This window comes from Allobosea sp. AK1 (genome assembly GCF_006714945.1).
Lineage (GTDB): Bacteria > Pseudomonadota > Alphaproteobacteria > Rhizobiales > Beijerinckiaceae > Allobosea > Allobosea robiniae.
Map to the genome: position 1 here is coordinate 4971686 of NZ_VFMG01000001.1, position 18763 is coordinate 4990448.

An 18763-nucleotide genomic window follows, 5' to 3' on the forward strand; every position below is an offset into this window, starting at 1 on the left:
TCGCCGCCAGCCCCTCAATGCGCAGATTCGAAACAAAGCACGAACACCATACGCGTTCTGCTTGTGTTCCGCAAGCCGCTACCGCAAGGGCAGGATCCGGCAGGCCTCGCCTTTCTTCGCGGGAGCGGCATGGGCCGGGCGGATCGTCAGGGCCTGCGCCCGTGCCAACGTACCGAGCATCGAGGAATCCTGCCGGTCGAACGGCGTTGCCACCCAGCCTTCCGGCGTCAGCGTGAGCTCCGAGCGCAGGTAATCCTCGCGCTCGTCATTGCCGGGCATGTCGCGGCCGAGCAAGGCAGGGATGCTGCGGTCGCGGTCGGCGTCCGCGATGCCGAGCAGCGCCTCGATCAAGGGCAGCACGAAGAGATGGCCGCAGACGATCGAGGAGACCGGATTGCCCGGCAGCCCGACCACGACCATCCGGCCGAGCCGCCCGGTCATCATCGGCTTGCCTGGCCGCATCGCGATCTTCCAGAAGCCGAGCGCCATACCCGCTCGCGTCAGCGCTTCCTGCACGAGATCATGCGCGCCGACCGAGGCCCCGCCGAGCGTGATCAGCACATCGGCATCGGCGTCGCTCGCCCTTGCGATCTTGCTGGCGAGGTCGGCATGGTCGTCGCGGGCGATGCCGAGATCGATGACGGTGCCGCCGGCCTTCTCGACCAGCGCGGCGAGCGAGAACGAGTTCGAGGCGACGATCTGGTCGCGGCCCACAGGTTCGCCCGGCGCCACCAGTTCGTCTCCGGTGGCGAGAATCGCCACCCGAGGCTTCCGCCGGACAGGCAAAGTCGGATGCCCCATCGCAGCGGCAAGGCCGAGCGCGGCACTGTCGAGCACGCGCCCGGCTTGCAGCAGCACGTCGCCTTCGTGGAAATCGAGCCCCGCAGCGCGCAGGAACTTGCCCTTCGCCGGCGGCACGCGGACCTGGATCACCGGGCCGCCGACGCCGTCGGCATCCTCCTGCATCAGGACGGTGTCGGCACCTTCAGGCATCGGCGCGCCGGTAAAGATGCGGACGGCCTGTCCCGGCCCGACCGATCCATCGAAGGCCCGGCCGGCAGCGGATTCGCCGATGACAGTGAGCGAAACGCCTTCCGCCATCTCGTCGCCGCGCACGGCATAGCCGTCCATGGCGGAATTGGCGAAAGGCGGCTGCGTCCTGAGTGCCTTGACCTCGCTGGCCAGCACCCGCCAGGCGCATTGTGCCAGCGGCAGGGTTTCCGCCCCGGTCGGCCCCGGAATGCTGTCGAGCAGCGCCTTGCGCGCGACGGGGACCGGAGTGAGCGCCATCAGCTAGCTTTCGCCTCGTAATCACCGGACTGGCCGCCGGATTTGTGCAGCAGGCGGATGTTCTCGATCCGCATCGCCCGGTCGACGGCCTTGACCATGTCGTAGACCGTCAGACAGGCGACGGAGACGGCGGTCAGCGCCTCCATCTCGACGCCGGTCTGGCCCTTCATCTTCACCTCGGCCCGTACGCGTACGCCCGGCAAGGCCTCGTCGATATCGAGATCGACGGCGATCTTGCTGAGCAGCAACGGGTGACAGAGCGGGATCAGTTCATGCGTGCGCTTCGCCGCCATGATGCCGGCGAGGCGCGCGGTGCCGAGCACATCGCCCTTCTTGGCGTTGCCGTCGCGGACGATCGCGATCGTTTCCGGCGCCATCACGACTTGGCCCTCGGCGATCGCCATGCGGGTCGTCTCGGCCTTGCCGCCGACATCGACCATATGCGCCTGGCCTTGCGCGTCGAGATGGCTGAGCCGGCTCACGCCGCGACGGCCTTGCCGGTCAGCAGCGCCTGCGTCGCGGCGGTGACGTCGGCCTGCCGCATCAGGCTCTCGCCGACGAGGAAGCTGTTGACGCCGATCGGATTGAGCCGGGCGATGTCGTCATGCGTGAAGATACCGCTCTCGCTGATGACGATCCGGTCAACCGGCACGCGCGGTGCCAGCCGCTCGGTGACCGCAAGATCGACATTGAAGCTGCGCAGGTCGCGGTTGTTGATGCCGAGCATCCGGCTTTCGAGCTTCAGCGCCCGGTCGAGCTCGGCATCGTCATGGACCTCGACGAGGACGTCCATGCCGAGCTCGCGCGCGGTCTCGTTCAACGCTTTGGCGGTGGCATCGTCGACGCCGGCCATGATGATCAGGATGCAGTCGGCGCCCCAGCTGCGGGCCTCGTAGACCTGGTAGGGCTCGTAGAGGAAATCCTTGCGCAGTGCCGGCAGGCCGGCAGCCTCCCGCGCTTCGGTGAGGAATTCCGGCCGCCCCTGGAAGGACGGCGCGTCGGTCAGGACGGAGAGGCAGGCCGCGCCGCCGGCCGCATAGGCGCGGGCGAGCGAAGGCGGGTCGAAATCGGCGCGGATCAGGCCCTTGGAGGGGCTCGCCTTCTTGATCTCGGCGATCAGAGCGGGCGTGCCTTGTGCGAGCTTGCCGGCCAGCGCATCGGCAAAGCCGCGCGGCTTGGAGGCTGCATGCGCGCGGCGCTCGATCTCGGCCTGCGGGACCGCGGCCTTGGCTGCCGCGATCTCCTGGCGCTTATAGGCTTCGATCTTCGCGAGGATATCGGTCATGCCGGCCTCACGCGTTCGAGGCTTTGACGAGCGCGGCGAGCGTCGCCTTGGCCTTGCCGGAATCGAGCGCGGCCGTCGCCTGGGCGAAGCCGTCCTTCAAATCCCGGGCCTTGCCGGCGACGAGCAGTGCCGCAGCCGCATTGAAGGCAGCGATGTCGCGGAAGCCGGTCTTTTCGCCGGCGAGCACGGCGTTGAGCGCCGCCGCGTTCTCCTCCGGCGTGCCGCCGCGCAGTACTTCCGGCTTGGCGGGCTCAAGGCCGACATCGGCGGGGCTGATCGAGAAGCTTTCGATCTTGCCGTTCTCCAGCGAGACGACGCGGGTCGGGCCGGTGGTGGTGATCTCGTCGAGCCCATCCGAGCCGTGCACGGCCCAGACGCGGGTCGAGCCGAAGGAGGCGAGCACCTTGACCATCGGCTCCAGCCAGGTCTCGGAGAAGGCACCGATGAGCTGGCGTTTGGCGCCGGCCGGGTTGGAAAGCGGGCCGAGCAGGTTGAAGATCGTGCGCGTGCCGAGCTCGGTGCGTACCGGCGCGACATGGCGCATCGAGGCGTGATGCGTCGGCGCGAACATGAAGCCGACGCCGGCCTCGCGGATGCAACGCTCGGTCGCGGCCGGATCAAGCCCGACCTTGACGCCGAGCGCGGTCAGCACGTCGGCGGCCCCGGAGCGCGAGGAGGCCGCGCGGTTGCCGTGCTTGGCGACCGGCACGCCGCAGGCCGCGGTGATGATCGAGGCCAGCGTCGAGACATTGTAGGAGCCGGAGGAATCGCCGCCGGTGCCGACGATGTCGATCGCCTCAGGCGGGGCCTTGACGGTGAGCATCTTACCGCGCATCGCGCTGGCGGCGCCGGCGATCTCGTCGATCGTCTCGCCGCGAACGCGCAGCGCCATCAGGAAGGCGGCCGATTGCGCGTTGGTGACCCCGCCCGAGAGGATGGTGTCGAAGGCGTCGCGCGCTTCCTCGCGCGAGAGCGTCGCGCCGGTCGCCACCTTGGCGATGAAGGGTTTGAAATCGTCCATGGGAACTCTGCGGAATCAGGCTGAAGGGGTCAGGGCGGAGGCTTCGCGTTCGCTCTGCCACCGCTCCGCGAGGTCGAGGAAATTCCGCAGGATCGTCGCGCCATGCTCGGAAGCGATGCTCTCCGGATGGAACTGGACGCCGTGGACCGGCAGCTCCCGGTGCGAGAGCGCCATGATCAGGCCGTCATCGCTCTCCGCCTCGATCTCGAAGACATCGGGGCAGGAGGCTCGCTCGACCACGAGCGAGTGATAGCGCGTCGCCTGCAGCGGTCCGTTGATGCCGCGGAACAGCCCGCGCGCCCGGTGGCGGATCGGCGAGACCTTGCCGTGCATCGGTAGCGGCGCACGCACCACCTCGCCGCCGAAGGCCTGGCCCATCGCCTGCAGGCCGAGGCAGACGCCGAAGATCGGCTTCTTGCCCGCGCCTTCGCGGATCAGGTTCAGGCAGATTCCGGCTTCATTGGGCGTACAGGGGCCGGGCGAGAGCACGATCGCATCGTGGTCGCCGGCAAGCGCCTCGTCGACGGTGAGCGCATCGTTACGCCAGACATCGACCTCGGCGCCGAGCCCACCGATGAGGTGGACCAGGTTCCAGGTGAAGCTGTCGTAGTTGTCGATCAACAGAACGCGCATGGCCGGACCCGTGAATACGGCTTGAGGTCATGCACGTTCGGGGGCGGGGTGGTCAAGTTTCGCGCGGCCGAATGACCGGGCGATTCCTCCTTACCCCCGCGCGCTGCGCGGCATGCCCGCCGTGCGCGGCTGCGCCAGTCCCGGCGCGGTCTCGACGCCGAGCGTCGGCAGGGCCAGCGTGCGCTGCCCTCTGAAATCGACATGGCAGACGATCAGCCCGCGCTCCTCGATATAGCTGAGCACGCGGCGCGCGCGGCTCGGCGAGGCGCTGCCATAGATCTCCGCGAGCTCGGCATCGCTGGGGCAGGGCCGGCCCTCGATGGCGGTACGGGCGATGAAGAGGAAGAGCCCCTGCAGGTCTTCCGGCAACGTGCCGGACGCTGCCACAGCCGCCTGCCAGCCATCGCTCGTCGCGACGCTGTCGCTGACGCCGGCCCGCGCCACGGCGAGCCTGCGGCGGAACTCCTCGAGGCTGAGTTGCGTGCGGCCGAGCCGGCGCATCCGGCAGCGCACGGTGAAATCCTGGTAGAGCACCGCGACCTGGCGCGAGCGCGCCTCGGGATCGGCCATCAGCTCACGCAGGATCTCGACCATGATCGCCTCGCGCTCGGCCGGCTCCAGCTCGATCTCCGGTTCCGGCTCCGCCTGCGGGGCAGGGCGATAGTTCTCGATCCGGCGCAGCACCTCGGTCGGATCGGGCTTGGGACGCGGCGCCGGGCGCACCGGACGGGCCATCGGCAGCGGCTCGTCCTCGCCGCGCGTGAAAATCAGCTTGCCGGCATCCTCCGGCGCCTGCTCCGGCAGCGGCATCAGGCCCGGCGCGCCACCGCGATCGACCGAGGAGACCGCGCCGATCCGGATCGGCAGCGGGCGCTTCGACAGGGCGGGGCCGAGCGCGACGAACTGGCCGCGTTCGAGATCGCGGAACATCTCGGCCTGACGGCGGTCCATGCCGAGGAGGTCGGCGGCGCGGGCCATGTCGATGTCGAGGAAGGTGCGCCCCATCAGGAAGTTCGAGGCTTCCGCCGCGACGTTCTTGGCAAGCTTGGCGAGGCGCTGCGTCGCGATGACGCCGGCAAGGCCGCGCTTGCGGCCGCGGCACATCAGGTTGGTCATGGCGCCTAATGAGAGCCGGCGCGCCTCGTCGGAGGCCTCGCCCGCCATCACCGGCGCGAAGAGCTGCGCTTCGTCGACCACGATCAGCATCGGGAACCAGAGCGAGCGGTCGACATCGAAGAGCCCGCCGAGGAAGGCGGCGGTGGCGCGCAACTGCTCGTCGGCTTCGAGGTTTTCGAGATTGAGCACCACCGAGACGCGGTGCTGGCGCACGCGCAAGGCAACGCGCTGCAATTCGGCCTCGCCGCATTCGGCATCGACCACGACATGGCCGAACTGGTCGGCGAGCGAGACGAAATCGCCCTCGGGGTCGATGATCGCCTGCTGCACCAAAGGCGCGCTCTGCTCCAGCAGGCGGCGCAGGAGATGCGACTTGCCCGAGCCGGAATTGCCCTGCACCAGCAGGCGCGTCGCCAGCAATTCGGCGAGATCGATCAGACCGGGCTCGCCGGTCCTTGTCGTTCCCATCTCGATTGCGGTGGTCATGCGGGCGGTGAGTCGTCGTGTTGGATCGGGCGCGGAGATGCGGCCGGCGCTTCTAGCACGGCCTTTCCTTCGCTGGACGCAGGGCTGCCCTGCCTTCCACAGGCAATCGGCTTCAGCGCGGGCAGCGCAGGGCGCGTTCCTGCCGGACGATGTCGGCGATCACGCGGTGGTCATTGGCCGAGAGTGGCAGGTCCTCGACATCATCGTATTGGCAGCCGGCATTGCCGAAGGCCGCGATGGCGCGTTTCGTCCGGAAGCAATAGCCCTGCGCCTTGTAGATTTCGTTGCGCGCCGTCCACAGGTCGGCGCAGGCCTGAGGGTTGGCGAGCGCCGGCACCGCCATCCCGCCGGCAAGCAGGGCGGTCGCGAGAAGCGAAAGGCAAAAGCTGCGCATGGGGCGGTCTCTCCGACGATTGAGTCGGGAGCTTTGCGGAGCGGGTTGGCGAAGGCAACCTGGGAATGCCGGAGTGTGGGGCTGACACGTGCCCTGCCGTCACGGCTTCTTCATCTCCAGGCAGGTCAGGACCTCGACATAGCTCGGAGGCCCGCCGAAACTGGCACTTTCGACACAGGCCGTCCGGGCGCCCGGCTGGAACTGGTTCCAACGTGCGGTGAGCGCGGCGCGGGCGCGTTCCTCGTCGCCCTGGCAGGCTCTGGCGGGGCGGCCGATATCGATGCCCGATTTGCCGACATCGCGGCAGGACGCGGCGATGTCGAAGCGCGGCGGCGAATCCGCCACCTGAATGATCGCAGGAGATGTGCTGGAGAGAGACAGAAGGACGAGACCGGCGGCAAGCATGGCTGCCACTCCAAAAAGGACGCCCTGTCGGTCAACGCGAAGCCGCCGCCGAAGTTCCGGATGAAGGCGCTATTCGGCCGGCGAAGGTCCCTGCCGTTTGCTGACTGTGATATCGCGGGCCGAACGCGCCTCGATATCGACGATGGCGACGTCCGGCCGGTCGATGGCCGGGAAGCTGCGTGCCTCCGTCGCCCGATGGACGAAGACCAGGCTGGCCAGCGCCGGATGCCCGGCGAGGCGCGAATGCGCCAGCGCAGGCTCCATGGCGCCCGGCAGGACCAGATGGACGCTGCGCCCGCCCTCGATGCAAGCCTCCAGGTCGCCTAGGCTGAACAGGCCGAGCGGCAGGAGCTCCAGGCCGCTCAGCATCGCCATGCCCGGTCCGCTCGCCAGCGCGGCGAGGTCGCCGCCGACCAGCGTCGTCACGATGCGCGACGAGACGGTGGGCTTCAGCGCCCGCGAGATATCCAGCGCCTTGCCGAGCAGTTCGCGTTCCGGCAGCGCGATCGGCCCTTGCAGCGACAGACCGTCAGCGATCTGCAGCGCCGGCCGCTCCATCATCTGCGGCAGGGGATGCAGCGTCGGGCTGGCCATCAGCATGTCGAGGGGGGCGACGCCATCGGGAACATCCGGCCCGAAACCGCCGACGAAGCGCGTGCCGAAGGCCCGCATCGCGAGGTTGCGCAACGTCAGCAGCGGCCGCAAGGGTCCGACCCGGCTGACGCCGACCGCCATCACCGCGCCGGACGCCTCGATCAGCGCCAGCAATTCGAGCTCGTTGCCGTGCAGCGGCAGCATCAAGGGCGAAAGCCCCGCGCGCAGGCTCGCCAGGATCGAGATGATCGCCTCGGGCCCGAGCGGCGCCAGGATCGCGACGCTCGCGCCCGGCGTGCCCTTGTTGATGGCGAGCAGGCGCGCCAGCCGGTCGATGCGCTCGTCGAGGTCCAGGAAATTGATCGAGCCGGGCTTCACGTCGCTCCAGCCGCGCCGGCCCGGCGGATCGCGCAGGGCCGCATCGTAGCCGCGGGTCCGGGTCAGGGCCGCGAGCAGGGTGTCGAGATCGAGTCCGTCGAGCACGGCGGAGGCTTCGTCCTGGTCTGCCCGCATCGACAAACCCTAGTTCGCCGGAGCCGGTGCGGCCGGGAGGCGCGCCAGCGTTTCGTTGGAGAGGAAATAGGCCGGCTGGCGCCCCGCGAGCACGACGCCGCGCGCCAGCGCGATCCAGCTATCGGGCAGGTAATACAGCGGCACGACGTAGAAGCCCGAGATCAGCAGCCGGTCGAGCGCCCGCACCGCCGCGACGAAATCCTCGCGCTCGCGAGCCCCGAGCAGGGCCCGCAGTACGGCGTCCACGGCCGGGGATTTCACGCCGGCATAGTTCAGGGCGCCGTTGCGGGCGGCATTGGCCGAGCCCCAGCGCCCGATCTGCTCGTTGCCGGGCGAGGCCGAGGCCGGCCAGGTCCACTGGATCATGTCGAAATCGAAGGTCGACAGCCGCCGCCAGTACTGCACGTCGTCGATCAATCGCACGGACACCGCGATGCCGAGCCGGGCGAGCGACTGTGCGTAATTGAGCGCGAGCCGCTCCTGCGGCCGGCTGGTTACGGTGATCTCGAAGGCGAAGGGCTCGTCCTTGCCGTTGCGCAGCACGCCCTCGCGCAGGACGTAGCCGGCGCTCTTGAGCAGACCGAGCGCCTTGCGCGCCTGCTCGCGATCGCGGCCCGAGCCGTCGGTTTCGGCAGGCCTCCAGCTGCCGGCGAGAATGTCCTCGCGCACCGCGCCCGGAAAACCGGCGAGCAGGGCCTTCTCCCGTTCGTCGGCCGGGACGCCGAGTGCCGAGAGATCCGAATCGGAGAAGAAGCTGCCGGCCCGGCGATAGACGCCATGGAACAGGTTGCGGTTGACCCATTCGAAGTCGAACAGCAGGCCCAGCGCCTCGCGCACCCGGACATCGGCGAAGATCGGCCGGCGCGTGTTGAAGACCAGGCCGGTCATGCCCTTGGGCGTGTCGAAATGCAGGGTTTCCTGCCGGATGCGCCCGTCATGCACGGCCGGCACGTCGTAGCCGGTCATCCAGCGCGTCGGATCGCCCTCGAGGCGCACATCATAGAGCCCGGCCTTGAACGCCTCGAACAGCGCATTCGAATCCCGGTAGAAATCATAGCGGATCTCGTCGGCATTATAGAGCCCGCGCGTCACAGGATGGTCCTCGGCCCAGAAATCCTTGCGCCGTCTCAGCGTGAGCGATTCGCCGGGCCGGACCTCCTCGACGCTATAGGCGCCGGAGCCGAGTGCCGGCCTGAAGCTGGTTTCGCCGAAGGTTTCGGCGTTGGTCGCATGCTTCGCGAAGATCGGCATCGCGCCGATGACCAGCGGCAATTCGCGGTTGGAGCCGTCGCCGAGCTCGAATTCGACGCGCCGGGGCGAGGGCGCCGAGACCTTGGTTACGCGGCCCAGGCTGGAGCGATGGAAGGGCTTGCCCTTCGTCTTCAGCATCTCGAAGGTGAAGATCACGTCCTCGGCGGTGACCGGCTTGCCGTCGGAGAACCGGGCCCGCTCGTCGATCTCGAAGGCGAGGCGGGTGCGGTCCGCGTCGAGCGACACCCCCGAGGCAAGCAGGCCGTACGCGGTGAAGGGCTCGTCCGCCGAGCGGTAGAGCAGGCTCTGCTGGACGTATTTCGGCACGGCATCGGGCGCGACGCCGAGGACGACGAGCGGATTGAGGCTGTCGAAAGTCCCCTGGATGCCGAGAACGATGCGCCCGCCCTTTGGAGCCTTGGGGTCGGCATAGGGCAGATGCGCGAAGCCGGGCGGCAGGGCCGGCTGACCATGCATCGCGATGGCGTGCCGCAGCGGGGCCGAATCGGCCAGCGCGCCGCCGCCGCGCGCCAGGGCGGCGAACGGGGCCAAAGCCAGCATAAGGTTGACCCCGCGGCGGTTCATCGCCTGGGGCAATCGAAGAAATTCCATCACGCGACCTGATTCCCTGCGCAAGAATAGCATGGGCACAGCATGGTCACGCAGCTATTCGGGCTGGAATCCTTGGTGCGAACTCGCTAAAGGCGAGGGCAGGGTGTCATTCAAACGCCTCAATCGGCCTTGATGTGCACGGCTTGCGATGGCCGGCGCCCCATGCGATTGGGCCATCAGCGGTGACGCGCGCGGCTTGCGAAGTCGTGATCCCGAATTCGCTTGATAAGGAAAGACAAGGAATGTCCGCTTCGTATCGCCTGTCATCATCTGCTCTGGGCCTCGTGCTCAGCGCGGCCATCGGCTTCGCGCCCGTCGCGGCCTTCGCCCAGGCTCCGGCGCAGCGCCCGGCTCCGTCCCGTCCGGCTGCCCCGGCCCAGCAGCCTGCCGCTCCGGCCCAGCCCGGCGCCGCCGCGGCCACCGGCCCGACCGTCGTCCAGGTCAAGCCCGAGCCCTCGCAGACGAGCTGGACCAAGGTCTGCGGCAAGGACCAGGGCGCCAACAAGGAAATCTGCTACACCACGCGCGACTTCGTCTCGGATCAGGGGCAGCCGGTGCTGGCCGTCGCGATCTATGACGTCAAGGGCGACGCCAACAAGATCGTGCGCTTCCTGATGCCGCTCGGCCTGCTGCTGCAACCCGGCATCCGATTCGGCGTCGACAGCGCCCAGCCGACCGGCGGCCGCTACGCCATCTGCTTCCCGAACGGCTGCTTCGCCGAGGCGCAGGTCAAGGACGACTTCATCAACGCGATGAAGAAGGGCACCAACCTGAACGTCAGCGTCCAGAACCAGGGCGCTCGCGAGCTGACCTTCACCATCCCGCTCGCCGATTTCGCCAAGGGCTTCGATGGCGCGGCGATCGACCCCAAGGTGCTCGAGGAGCAGCAGAAGCAGTTGCAGGACGAACTTGGCAAGCGCCAGGAAGAGCTGCGCCAGCGCCTCGGCGCCGGCGGCGCTGCCGCTCCGGGTGCTGCCCCGGCCCCCGGCGCCGCGCCTGCCGTGCCCGCGACCCCGCCGAAGCCCTGAGCCACGGCGTACCGCCTGAAACAGAAAAGGCCGGTCCCTCGCGGGGTCGGCCTTTTTCTTGGGGCGCTGGAGTCTGCGGATAGTTGCGGGGTGGTTTTGGTCAGCCCTTTGTCGTTCCGGGTTCGCACCTGCGGCGCGCCCCGGAATGACAACCGTAGGTTACGAAAGGCAGCCGGCCTCAGTTCAAATCGGCACGGTCCAGCTTGTAGCGGCCCTTGCGATCACGCCGGAAGAACTCCCGGGCGCGGGGATGGCGCACGGGTTCGCCGGAATCGTCGTCGACGAGATTCTGCTCGGAGACATAGGCGACGTATTCCGCCTCCTGGTTCTCGGCGAAGAGATGGTAGAAGGGCTGGTCCTTCGACGGGCGCATGGCCTCCGGGATCGCCATCCACCACTCCTCGGTATTCGAGAAGACCGGGTCGACGTCGAAGATCACGCCGCGGAACGGGTAGATGCGGTGCTTGACCACCTGCCCGATCCTGAATTTGGCCGAACGCGCTTCCATGACTGATCCATCGTGAGCCGGCCGATGCGCCGCCGGCTGGAGGTTGTTAGGGGTTATGGGGCTGGTTTGACGCGAGCGATTTTGCGCGAATGCCAGGAGTTCGAGGACGCAAGCCTTCCGGCTTGCTACGAAGAACGACACAGCAGTCGCGCAAAAGCGCCGCGCCCTGTGGGTGAGGTGAAAACGCCGGAACTGCAGCGTCGCACCGCTTGCCGATACCAGCGGTATCGGCTGCGCGATGCTCCTCCCATCTCCGGCGTTTTGACCTCATCAAACCTGTCCCATAACCCCTAACAACCTCTAGGTCTTGCCGCCTTGCGCAAGCAATGCGTCGTAAATGCGTCGAAATCAATCGATCGGGACCGTTTGTCCCATCACATTCCGTAGCGCTCAGCCAGATCGGGATCGCGCGCAGCGACCTGCCGGGCAAGGTCGACGATCACCTTCGCCTGTTTCCAGGTGGCGTCGTCCTGCATCTTGCCGTCGATCATCACGGCGCCGGAGCCGTCCGGCATCGCTTCCAGAATGCGCCTGGCGAAGGCGACTTCCGTGGGGTCCGGGCTGAAGACGCGCTTGGCGATGGCGATCTGCGAGGGATGCAGCGTCCAGGCGCCGGCGCAGCCAAGCAGGAAGGCGTTGCGGAACTGCGCCTCGCAGGCGGCTTCGTCACTGAAATCGCCGAACGGGCCGTAGAACGGCTTGATCCCGGCCGCAGCGCAGGCATCGACCATCTTGGCCAGCGTATAGTGCCAGAGGTCCTGCTGTGCGACGGCCCGCGATCCGCCATCGGGGGAGGGGTCGGCGATCACCTTGTATTCGGGGTGCCCGCCGCCGACGCGTGTCGTCTTCATCGCGCGCGAGGCGGCGAGGTCGGCGGGGCCGAGGCTCATGCCGTGCATGCGCGGCGAGGCGGTCGCGATCGCCTCGACATTCTTCACGCCCTCCGCCGTCTCCAGGATGGCGTGGATCAGGATCGGCTTGCGCAATTGGTGCCGCGCCTCGAACTGCGCCAGCAGCTGGTCGACATAGTGGATGTCCCAGGGGCCCTCGACCTTCGGCACCATCACGACGTCGAGCTTGCCGCCGATCTCGGCCATGATCGCGCTGATGTCGTCGAGAAACCACGGCGAATTCAATGCATTGACGCGGGTCCACAAGCCGGTCCTGTCGAAATCGACCGTCTTGCCCATGGCGATGAAGCCGTCGCGCGCCGCCTGCTTGGCCTCGACGGGAATCGCATCCTCGAGATTGCCGAGCACGATATCGACCTGTCCGGCGAGTTCGCCTACCTTGGCGCGGACCTTCTCCAGATGCGGCGGCACGAAATGGATCATCCGCTCGAGCCGCTGCGGCAATTCGCGGAAGGGTTCCGGCGCGCCGATCGCGAGCGGGCGGAAGAACTGACGCGGCGTCCTGGTCGTCATCGGCGGCTCCGTTTTGCGTTGCAGCATTGTGAACCAGATCGCGACGGCCCGTCCATGATGCTTTTGGGAGCAAGCGGATAATGTGCCTAGGCTATTATTCCTTTGCGCTTAGGTAAGTATAATTTCCTAGGCATTTTATCTTACTTTGATGAAGCCGAGCGTGGCCGGCGCTCCGGTGCCATTCCGGACGGGTAACCATCGCCGGGCTTTGTCCCGGTCGAACGGCGGTTATCCGCTATAGTGCCCGGTGTCCGACGCTGGAGGGGTCCGGCGCCGCCCTTGCAGCGAGCGACATGCGAGTTTCATGACCAAGCCGGAAACCGCCGCCCCGAGCCTGCGGCTCGAAACCCTCGACGCGCTGCGCCTGCTGGCGGCCCTGGCCGTGTTGCTGTTCCATTTCGGCTTTCGGGGTCTGTCGCTCGGCGTGACCGATATCGCGCTGCCGGCCTATGAGCCCGTCCTGAAATACGGCTATCTCGGCGTGCAGTTGTTCTTCGTGATCAGCGGCTTCGTGATCGCCTATTCCGCGGAAGTGCGCACGCCGCTTCAGTTCGGCATCGCCCGTTTCGCGCGGATCTATCCGACCTTCGTCCTGTGCATGACCATCACCTTCCTGGTCGTGGTGGCCTTCGGTGCTCCGCGCCTGCACGCGACGACCGGCCAATGGGCCGCGAACCTCCTGATCAAGCCGGAGCTGATCGGGAAGCCGGCGCTCGATGGCTCCTACTGGTCGATCTTCTACGAGGTGATCTTCTACGCCTGGGTCTTCGCCTTCATGGCGGCAGGCCGGTTCAAGCGCGCGAACTACCCTGCGATCGTCGTCGGCTGGCTGCTGATCTCGGTCATCGACCGGGCGACGATCTCCAGTGGCGTGATGCGCTATCTGCTCCTCACCGATCAGAGCGCCTTCTTCTGCGCCGGCCTCATCCTCTATGCCGCCTTCCGCGATGGCTATGATCGCAGGATTCTCGCGCTGCTGGCCCTGTGCACGGCGGTCGCGATCTTCCAGTCGCTACAACTCGCGCAGTGGAACCGGGAGAATTACCACGTCGCCTATAGCGATCTCGTGGTGGCGTCGTCCTGTATCGTGATCATCGCGACCGTTGCCGCTTCCATCCGGTTCCCGCGCCTGCCCCTGCCTTCGCGTCTGATGCTGGCGATCGGCGGCCTGACCTATCCGCTCTACCTGCTCCACCAGCATATCGGCTACGTCGTCTTCAATCTGGCCGGTGCCATGCTCCAGCCCCTGCCTCTGGTGATCCTCGTCACGCTGGGGCTGATCGCCTTCTCCTGGCTGATCTGGCGCTTCTTCGAGCGCGCCGCGCAGAGCTGGACGAAATCTGCGTTGACCGGGCTGGTGAACGGGGCTCTCGCCTTGCTGTCAGGGAATGGCGCGAAGCGGAAGGAAGGGATTGCCAACTGATCACGGTCGGGATTTAGGCTCTGGTCGATCGGTTGGATTGTTTCGTGCAGGAAATCTGGTCGTTCATGGATCACCCGGCCTCATGGGCCACCCTGACGCCAGGATCGCTCGCTTCCCGATGGCCGACCTTCTCAGCATCTTCAATCTGGTCGCACCGTTCTTCGGGCTGATCCTGCTCGGCTTCGCCATCGGCCGCTACAAGCAGTTGCCGGAGGAGGGGCTGGCCTGGCTGCAGTTCTTCCTGATCTATGTCGCGCTGCCGCCGCTGTTCTACCGCCTGATCGCCGACAAGCCGCTGAGCGAGCTCGCCAACTGGAAGTTCATCGCCGGCACGACCTTCGCCACCTTCTGCGCCTTCAGCCTGTCGCTGGCGATCGGGCTGAAGGCCGCCAAGGGCGACCTGCCGCAGGCGGTGATGCAGGGCGTCGCCGGGGCCTATTCCAATATCGGCTATATGGGCCCGCCCCTGATCCTGGCGGCGCTGGGGCCGGAGGCGAGCGCGCCGGTCGTACTGATCTTCGTCTTCGACAGCGTGCTGCTGTTCTCGCTCGTTCCCTTGCTCATGGCGGTCGCGGGCGTCGAGAAGAAAAGCCTGCTCGCGACCGCCGGCGAGGTGGTCTGGCGGGTGCTGACCCACCCGTTCAACGTCGCGACACTGGCCGGCGTGCTGGCGAGCTATCTGAAGTTCGAACTGCCGGTGGCGCTCGACCGGATGGTTTTGTGGCTGTCGCAGGCAGCCGCGCCCTGCGCGCTCTTCCTGCTCGGCGTCACCGTGGCGCTGCGTCCGATGAAGACGATGCCGGCAGGCGTCCCTGCGCTGGTCTTCATCAAGCTCCTGCTGCATCCGCTCCTGGTCTGGGTGCTGCTCTCGGCCATCGGCGGCATCCCGACCAACTGGATCTATGCTGCGATCATCATGGCGGCGCTGCCGCCGGCCCTGAACATCTTCGTCATCTCGACGCAGTACAAGGTCGGGATCGAGCGCGCCTCGGCCTGCATCCTCGTCGGCACCATCGTGTCGATGGTCACGCTGTCGGGCTTCCTGTGGCTGGTGAAGACGGGCAGGATAGCGGCTGACTTGTTTCACTGAAGCATTTTCAAGCGAAGTGGCCGCCGGTTCGCGTGAAGAAAATGCGATGAAGCAAAGAATCAGGGACACCGATGCTGCCGCTGGACGATCTGCTGGTCCTCGATTTCTCGACGCTCCTGCCCGGGCCGCTGGCGAGCCTCTTCCTCTCCGAGGCCGGGGCGCGCGTCATCAAGGTCGAGCGGCCGGGCGGCGAGGACATGCGCGGTTTTCCACCGCGCTTCGGCGAGACGGCGGCGCCTTTCGCGGTGCTCAACCGCGGCAAGGATTCGGTCGAACTCGACCTCAAGGCGCCCGATGCGGTGGCGCGCCTCACCCCCCTGATCGCGAAGGCCGATATCCTGATCGAGCAGTTCCGGCCGGGCGTGATGGACCGGCTCGGCTTCGGCCATGAGGCGCTGAAAGCGATCAACCCGCGTCTGATCTATTGCTCGATCAGCGGCTATGGCCAGCACGGCCCGCGCGCCCAGGAAGCCGGGCACGACATCAACTACCAGGCGCTCGGCGGCCTGCTCGGCCAGTCCTTGAAGCGCGGCGAGCCGCCGCCCCTGCCGCCGCCGCTCGTCGCCGACATCGCCGGCGGCACCATGCCGGCCGTGCTCAACATCCTGCTGGCCTTGCGCCAGCGCGACCGCACCGGGCAGGGCTGCCATCTCGACATCGCCATGGCCGATGCGATGCCGACCTTCGCGTGGTACGGGCTGGCGCAGGGGCAGGTCACAGGCTCCTTCCCCGATGGCGGCGAGGGGCTTCTGACCGGCGCGAGCCCACGCTATGGGCTCTATGCCACCGCCGATGGCTGGTTCCTCGCGGTCGGCGCGATCGAGCCGAAATTCTGGCAGGGCTTCTGCGAGGGTATCGGCCTCGACGAGAGACTACGCGACGACCGCCGCGACCCCGAAGCGACGCGCGCTGGCATCGCCGCCAACATCGCCAGCGAGAGCGCCGCCTATTGGCGCGCGCTGATCGAGCCGCTCGATTGCTGCTGTACGGTGGTCCGGACGCTGGAGGAGGCGGTCTCCGATCCGCAGATGTCGGCGCGCGGCCTGCTCGATGCGCAGGTCGAGGAGCCCGGCGGCCGCCGCCTCGTCTCGACGCCGTTGCCGCTGGCGCCGGTCTTCCGCGAGCAGGCGGCCGGATTGCGAAAGGTCGCGGCGAGCGGGGCCGACACGCGTAGGATTTTGGGGGAAGGCTGATCTGACCCAGCCGTCATTCTCGGACGGAGCGAAGCGCAGACCCGAGAATCTCTTGCAGAATGGAGCGCCTCTTTCAGCCTGAGATGCTCGGTGCAAGCCCGAGCATGACGGAGTTTCCTATCGCGCCGCTCCGCCAGCCAGCCCCTGACGCATCACGAGGCGCCGCAGCGGACCGATCCGTGACAGTGCCAGCAGGCCAGCACCGCGCATCAGGTCGGCCGGCATCAGATCGGTCAGCAGCGTGCGATTGAGCACATCGACCGCGCCGGTTCGCAGCCGAACATCCGTTCGCCGGGCCCCGTCATAATCGGCGATGACGCTTTCCGCTCCGGCATCCGTGACGCCGGCGAGCGCCTCGCTCAACGCTGCAACATCCCGCAGGCCGAGGTTGAGCCCCTGCGCTCCGATCGGCGGGAAGACATGCGCGGCCTCGCCGATCAGCGCCATGCGCCCGGCACCGAAGCGCTCGACCGAGAGCCCGCCCATCGGCACCTTGCCGCGCGGACCCGAGACCGTCATCGCCCCGAGCAGCGACTGCACCTGCCGCTCGACACGCAGGGCGAAGGCCGCATCGTCGAGAGCGGTGAGGGCCGGAGCCTCTTCTGGATCGACCAGCCAGACCAGCGAGGAGCGTCGGCCGGGCAGGGGCACGATCGTGCAAGGCCCTTTCCGCGTATGGAACTCGGTCGAGGTTTCCTGATGGTCGCGGCGGTGCTCGAAGATCGCGGTCAGGGCGATCTGCGGATAGCGCCAGTCGCGGCTTTCGATGCCGGCCGCCGCACGCACCTGCGAATTGCGGCCATCCGCGCCGACGATGAGCCGGGCCTTCAACGGTGCGAAACCCTCGCCGGAGAGGCTCACGCCGTCCGTCTCCGGCTCGATCGCCCGGACGAAGCCGGGGATCATGCGCAGACCGGAGAGACCAGCGGCTTTCTCGGCAAGGAGTGCGGTCAGGTCGGCATTCTCGATATTCCAGCCGAAGGCCTCCAGCCCGATCTCGGACGCCCGGAACTCGACCGGCGGCTGGCGGAACAGGCTGCCGCTGTCGTCGACGAGGCGCATGACCTCGAGCGGCGCCGCCTTCTCCAGCAAGGCCTCCTGCACGCCGAGCTCGGCCAGCATCCGCCAGGAGCCGTCGAGCAGCGCGACCGTGCGCCCGTCGCGCGGTGTCGCGACCGGGCCGAGCAGGGCGACGCTGCGCCCTTCACGACTGAGAGCCAGCGCGGCCGCAAGACCAACGGCGCCGGCGCCCACGATCGCGATATCGACCTGATCGGCAGTCTGTTTGCTCATCGCCCATGGCTAGCCGATGCGCGGCATCTTGGCCACGGGCCGCAAAGTCGCAAGGTGCGTTCTGCGTTGGGCACGGATGCCTTTCCGGCCCGATGAACTATGGTCGGGGCATCCATCCCGTAGGAGATGCCTTTCATGGTCAAAGCCATTCGTGCCCACAAGACCGGCGGTCCCGAGGTCCTGCAGTTCGAGGACGTCACGCTGCCGCAGCCGGGTCCCGGCGAAATCCTGATCCGCAACCGGGCGATCGGCCTGAACTTCATCGACACCTATTTCCGCTCGGGCCTCTATCCGGCGCCGCAACTGCCTTTCACGCTGGGCAACGAGAGCGCCGGCGATGTGCTCGCCGTCGGCGCGAACGTCACCGAGTTCAAGCCCGGAGATCGCGTCGCGGTCGTCTCGGCGCTCGGCGCCTATGCCGAGGAGCGCATCGTTCCGGCGGCCTCCGTCGTGGCACTGCCGGAGGGCATTTCCTACGAGGCCGCCGCCAGCATGCTGCTGAAGGGGCTGACGGCCGAATACCTGCTGCACCGGACCTACAAGGTGAAGCCGGGCGACACGATCCTGGTCCATGCCGCGGCTGGCGCTACCGGCCTCATCCTCTGCCAATGGGGCAAGGCGCTGGGCGCCACCGTGATCGGCACTGTCGGCTCGAAGGAGAAGGCGGAGCTCGCCAAAGCGCATGGCGCCGACCATGTCATCAACTACCGCGAGGAGGATTTCGCGGCGCGGGTGAAGGAGATCACCGGCGGGGCGCTCTGCGACGTGGTCTATGACGGCGTCGGCAAGGACACCTTCATGAAGTCGCTGGACACCCTGAAGCCCTTCGGCCTGCTGGCGAGCTTCGGCAACGCCTCCGGCGCGGTCGAAGCGTTCAATCTCGGCATCCTCGCCGCCAAGGGCTCGCTCTATGTCACGCGTCCGACGCTCAACACCCACACGGCCAAGCGCGAGACCATGATCGCGATGGCGAAGAACCTGTTCGGGGCGGTGACGAGCGGCAAGGTCAAGGTGCCGGTCAACGCGACCTTCCCGCTGAAGGATGCAGCCGATGCGCACCGCCTTCTGGAGTCGCGCGGTACCACGGGCTCGACGGTGCTGATTCCCTGATCCGGGACGTCATGCTCGGGTCAGGCCCGAGCATGACGTCGGAAAGAACATGCGCCCGGTCATCCGGGCGCATTTTTTATGCGCGGTGTGAACC

At 67.5% G+C, this 18763-nt stretch carries 18 protein-coding genes; 5 read left to right on the forward strand and 13 right to left on the reverse strand.

The window, feature by feature from the left end; all coding sequences use genetic code 11:
* Positions 1-78: 78 nt before the first annotated feature.
* The 10 genes from FHT98_RS23695 to FHT98_RS23740 all read right to left on the reverse strand — a co-directional run bounded on the left by FHT98_RS23695 (position 79) and on the right by FHT98_RS23740 (position 9549).
* Positions 79-1290: a molybdopterin molybdotransferase MoeA gene (locus FHT98_RS23695; protein ID WP_142115493.1), complete on the reverse strand. Its 1212-nt coding sequence runs from the start codon at positions 1288-1290 to the stop codon at positions 79-81.
* A complete protein-coding gene (gene moaC, locus FHT98_RS23700; protein WP_142115494.1) occupies positions 1290-1772 on the reverse strand; it encodes a cyclic pyranopterin monophosphate synthase MoaC in 483 nt (160 codons plus the stop codon). The genes FHT98_RS23695 and moaC overlap by 1 nt, the downstream gene beginning before the upstream one ends.
* Entirely contained in the window at positions 1769-2575 is an 807-nt protein-coding gene (gene trpC / locus FHT98_RS23705) for an indole-3-glycerol phosphate synthase TrpC (RefSeq protein ID WP_142115495.1), read from the reverse strand. The genes moaC and trpC overlap by 4 nt, the downstream gene beginning before the upstream one ends.
* A gap of 7 nt (positions 2576-2582) precedes the next feature.
* Entirely contained in the window at positions 2583-3596 is a 1014-nt protein-coding gene (gene trpD / locus FHT98_RS23710) for an anthranilate phosphoribosyltransferase (RefSeq protein ID WP_142115496.1), read from the reverse strand.
* A gap of 15 nt (positions 3597-3611) precedes the next feature.
* A complete protein-coding gene (locus tag FHT98_RS23715) occupies positions 3612-4229 on the reverse strand; it encodes an anthranilate synthase component II (protein WP_142115497.1) in 618 nt (205 codons plus the stop codon).
* A 90-nt stretch (positions 4230-4319) separates the two neighbouring features.
* Positions 4320-5831 carry a helicase HerA domain-containing protein gene (locus FHT98_RS23720; RefSeq protein ID WP_142115498.1) on the reverse strand — a complete coding sequence of 504 codons (1512 nt, stop codon included), beginning with the start codon at positions 5829-5831 and terminating at the stop codon, positions 4320-4322.
* 112 nt (positions 5832-5943) lie between these two features.
* Positions 5944-6225, reverse strand: a complete 282-nt coding sequence (locus FHT98_RS23725) for a YARHG domain-containing protein (RefSeq protein WP_061968035.1) — start codon at positions 6223-6225, stop codon at positions 5944-5946.
* A 99-nt stretch (positions 6226-6324) separates the two neighbouring features.
* Positions 6325-6630 (reverse strand): hypothetical protein, encoded by a 306-nt coding sequence (locus tag FHT98_RS23730; protein ID WP_142115499.1) that lies wholly within the window; start codon positions 6628-6630, stop codon positions 6325-6327.
* Positions 6631-6699: 69 nt separating this feature from the next.
* Positions 6700-7737: an AMP-binding protein gene (locus FHT98_RS23735; protein WP_142115500.1), complete on the reverse strand. Its 1038-nt coding sequence runs from the start codon at positions 7735-7737 to the stop codon at positions 6700-6702.
* Between the two features lie 9 nt (positions 7738-7746).
* Positions 7747-9549 carry an extracellular solute-binding protein gene (locus FHT98_RS23740; protein WP_248309295.1) on the reverse strand — a complete coding sequence of 601 codons (1803 nt, stop codon included), beginning with the start codon at positions 9547-9549 and terminating at the stop codon, positions 7747-7749.
* Positions 9550-9842: 293 nt separating this feature from the next.
* Here FHT98_RS23740 and FHT98_RS23745 point away from each other — a divergent pair, with 293 nt between their 5' ends.
* Entirely contained in the window at positions 9843-10628 is a 786-nt protein-coding gene (locus tag FHT98_RS23745) for an invasion associated locus B family protein (protein WP_061968027.1), read from the forward strand.
* Between the two features lie 178 nt (positions 10629-10806).
* Here FHT98_RS23745 and hspQ read toward each other — a convergent pair whose 3' ends face one another.
* Positions 10807-11136: a heat shock protein HspQ gene (hspQ, locus tag FHT98_RS23750; RefSeq protein ID WP_061968025.1), complete on the reverse strand. Its 330-nt coding sequence runs from the start codon at positions 11134-11136 to the stop codon at positions 10807-10809.
* Between the two features lie 374 nt (positions 11137-11510).
* Positions 11511-12560, reverse strand: coding sequence for an HpcH/HpaI aldolase/citrate lyase family protein (locus tag FHT98_RS23755; protein WP_142115501.1), 1050 nt, complete (start codon positions 12558-12560; stop codon positions 11511-11513).
* A gap of 304 nt (positions 12561-12864) precedes the next feature.
* Here FHT98_RS23755 and FHT98_RS23760 point away from each other — a divergent pair, with 304 nt between their 5' ends.
* From FHT98_RS23760 to FHT98_RS23770, 3 genes are all read left to right on the forward strand, one after another.
* On the forward strand, positions 12865-13983 hold the full coding sequence (locus FHT98_RS23760) for an acyltransferase family protein (protein WP_142115502.1): 1119 nt from the start codon (positions 12865-12867) through the stop codon (positions 13981-13983).
* A gap of 118 nt (positions 13984-14101) precedes the next feature.
* The gene (locus FHT98_RS23765) at positions 14102-15073 is read left to right on the forward strand and encodes an AEC family transporter (RefSeq protein WP_142115503.1); all 972 of its coding nucleotides are present in this window, start codon (positions 14102-14104) and stop codon (positions 15071-15073) included.
* 71 nt (positions 15074-15144) lie between these two features.
* On the forward strand, positions 15145-16266 hold the full coding sequence (locus tag FHT98_RS23770) for a CaiB/BaiF CoA transferase family protein (RefSeq protein WP_142115504.1): 1122 nt from the start codon (positions 15145-15147) through the stop codon (positions 16264-16266).
* Between the two features lie 117 nt (positions 16267-16383).
* Here FHT98_RS23770 and FHT98_RS23775 read toward each other — a convergent pair whose 3' ends face one another.
* Positions 16384-17559, reverse strand: coding sequence for a UbiH/UbiF family hydroxylase (locus tag FHT98_RS23775; protein WP_142115505.1), 1176 nt, complete (start codon positions 17557-17559; stop codon positions 16384-16386).
* A gap of 135 nt (positions 17560-17694) precedes the next feature.
* Here FHT98_RS23775 and FHT98_RS23780 point away from each other — a divergent pair, with 135 nt between their 5' ends.
* A complete protein-coding gene (locus FHT98_RS23780; protein WP_142115506.1) occupies positions 17695-18669 on the forward strand; it encodes a quinone oxidoreductase family protein in 975 nt (324 codons plus the stop codon).
* Positions 18670-18763: the final 94 nt, after the last annotated feature.

Coding starts and splice junctions, on each gene's coding strand:
- FHT98_RS23695 (WP_142115493.1), bottom strand. CDS start 1,290: ATGGCGCTCACTCCGGTCCCCGTCGCGCGCAAGGCGCTGCTCGACAGC.
- trpC (WP_142115495.1), bottom strand. CDS start 2,575: ATGACCGATATCCTCGCGAAGATCGAAGCCTATAAGCGCCAGGAGATC.
- trpD (WP_142115496.1), bottom strand. CDS start 3,596: ATGGACGATTTCAAACCCTTCATCGCCAAGGTGGCGACCGGCGCGACG.
- FHT98_RS23715 (WP_142115497.1), bottom strand. CDS start 4,229: ATGCGCGTTCTGTTGATCGACAACTACGACAGCTTCACCTGGAACCTG.
- FHT98_RS23720 (WP_142115498.1), bottom strand. CDS start 5,831: ATGACCACCGCAATCGAGATGGGAACGACAAGGACCGGCGAGCCCGGT.
- FHT98_RS23725 (WP_061968035.1), bottom strand. CDS start 6,225: ATGCGCAGCTTTTGCCTTTCGCTTCTCGCGACCGCCCTGCTTGCCGGC.
- FHT98_RS23730 (WP_142115499.1), bottom strand. CDS start 6,630: ATGCTTGCCGCCGGTCTCGTCCTTCTGTCTCTCTCCAGCACATCTCCT.
- FHT98_RS23735 (WP_142115500.1), bottom strand. CDS start 7,737: ATGCGGGCAGACCAGGACGAAGCCTCCGCCGTGCTCGACGGACTCGAT.
- FHT98_RS23740 (WP_248309295.1), bottom strand. CDS start 9,549: ATGCTGGCTTTGGCCCCGTTCGCCGCCCTGGCGCGCGGCGGCGGCGCG.
- FHT98_RS23745 (WP_061968027.1), top strand. CDS start 9,843: ATGTCCGCTTCGTATCGCCTGTCATCATCTGCTCTGGGCCTCGTGCTC.
- hspQ (WP_061968025.1), bottom strand. CDS start 11,136: ATGGAAGCGCGTTCGGCCAAATTCAGGATCGGGCAGGTGGTCAAGCAC.
- FHT98_RS23755 (WP_142115501.1), bottom strand. CDS start 12,560: ATGACGACCAGGACGCCGCGTCAGTTCTTCCGCCCGCTCGCGATCGGC.
- FHT98_RS23760 (WP_142115502.1), top strand. CDS start 12,865: ATGACCAAGCCGGAAACCGCCGCCCCGAGCCTGCGGCTCGAAACCCTC.
- FHT98_RS23765 (WP_142115503.1), top strand. CDS start 14,102: ATGGCCGACCTTCTCAGCATCTTCAATCTGGTCGCACCGTTCTTCGGG.
- FHT98_RS23770 (WP_142115504.1), top strand. CDS start 15,145: ATGCTGCCGCTGGACGATCTGCTGGTCCTCGATTTCTCGACGCTCCTG.
- FHT98_RS23775 (WP_142115505.1), bottom strand. CDS start 17,559: ATGAGCAAACAGACTGCCGATCAGGTCGATATCGCGATCGTGGGCGCC.
- FHT98_RS23780 (WP_142115506.1), top strand. CDS start 17,695: ATGGTCAAAGCCATTCGTGCCCACAAGACCGGCGGTCCCGAGGTCCTG.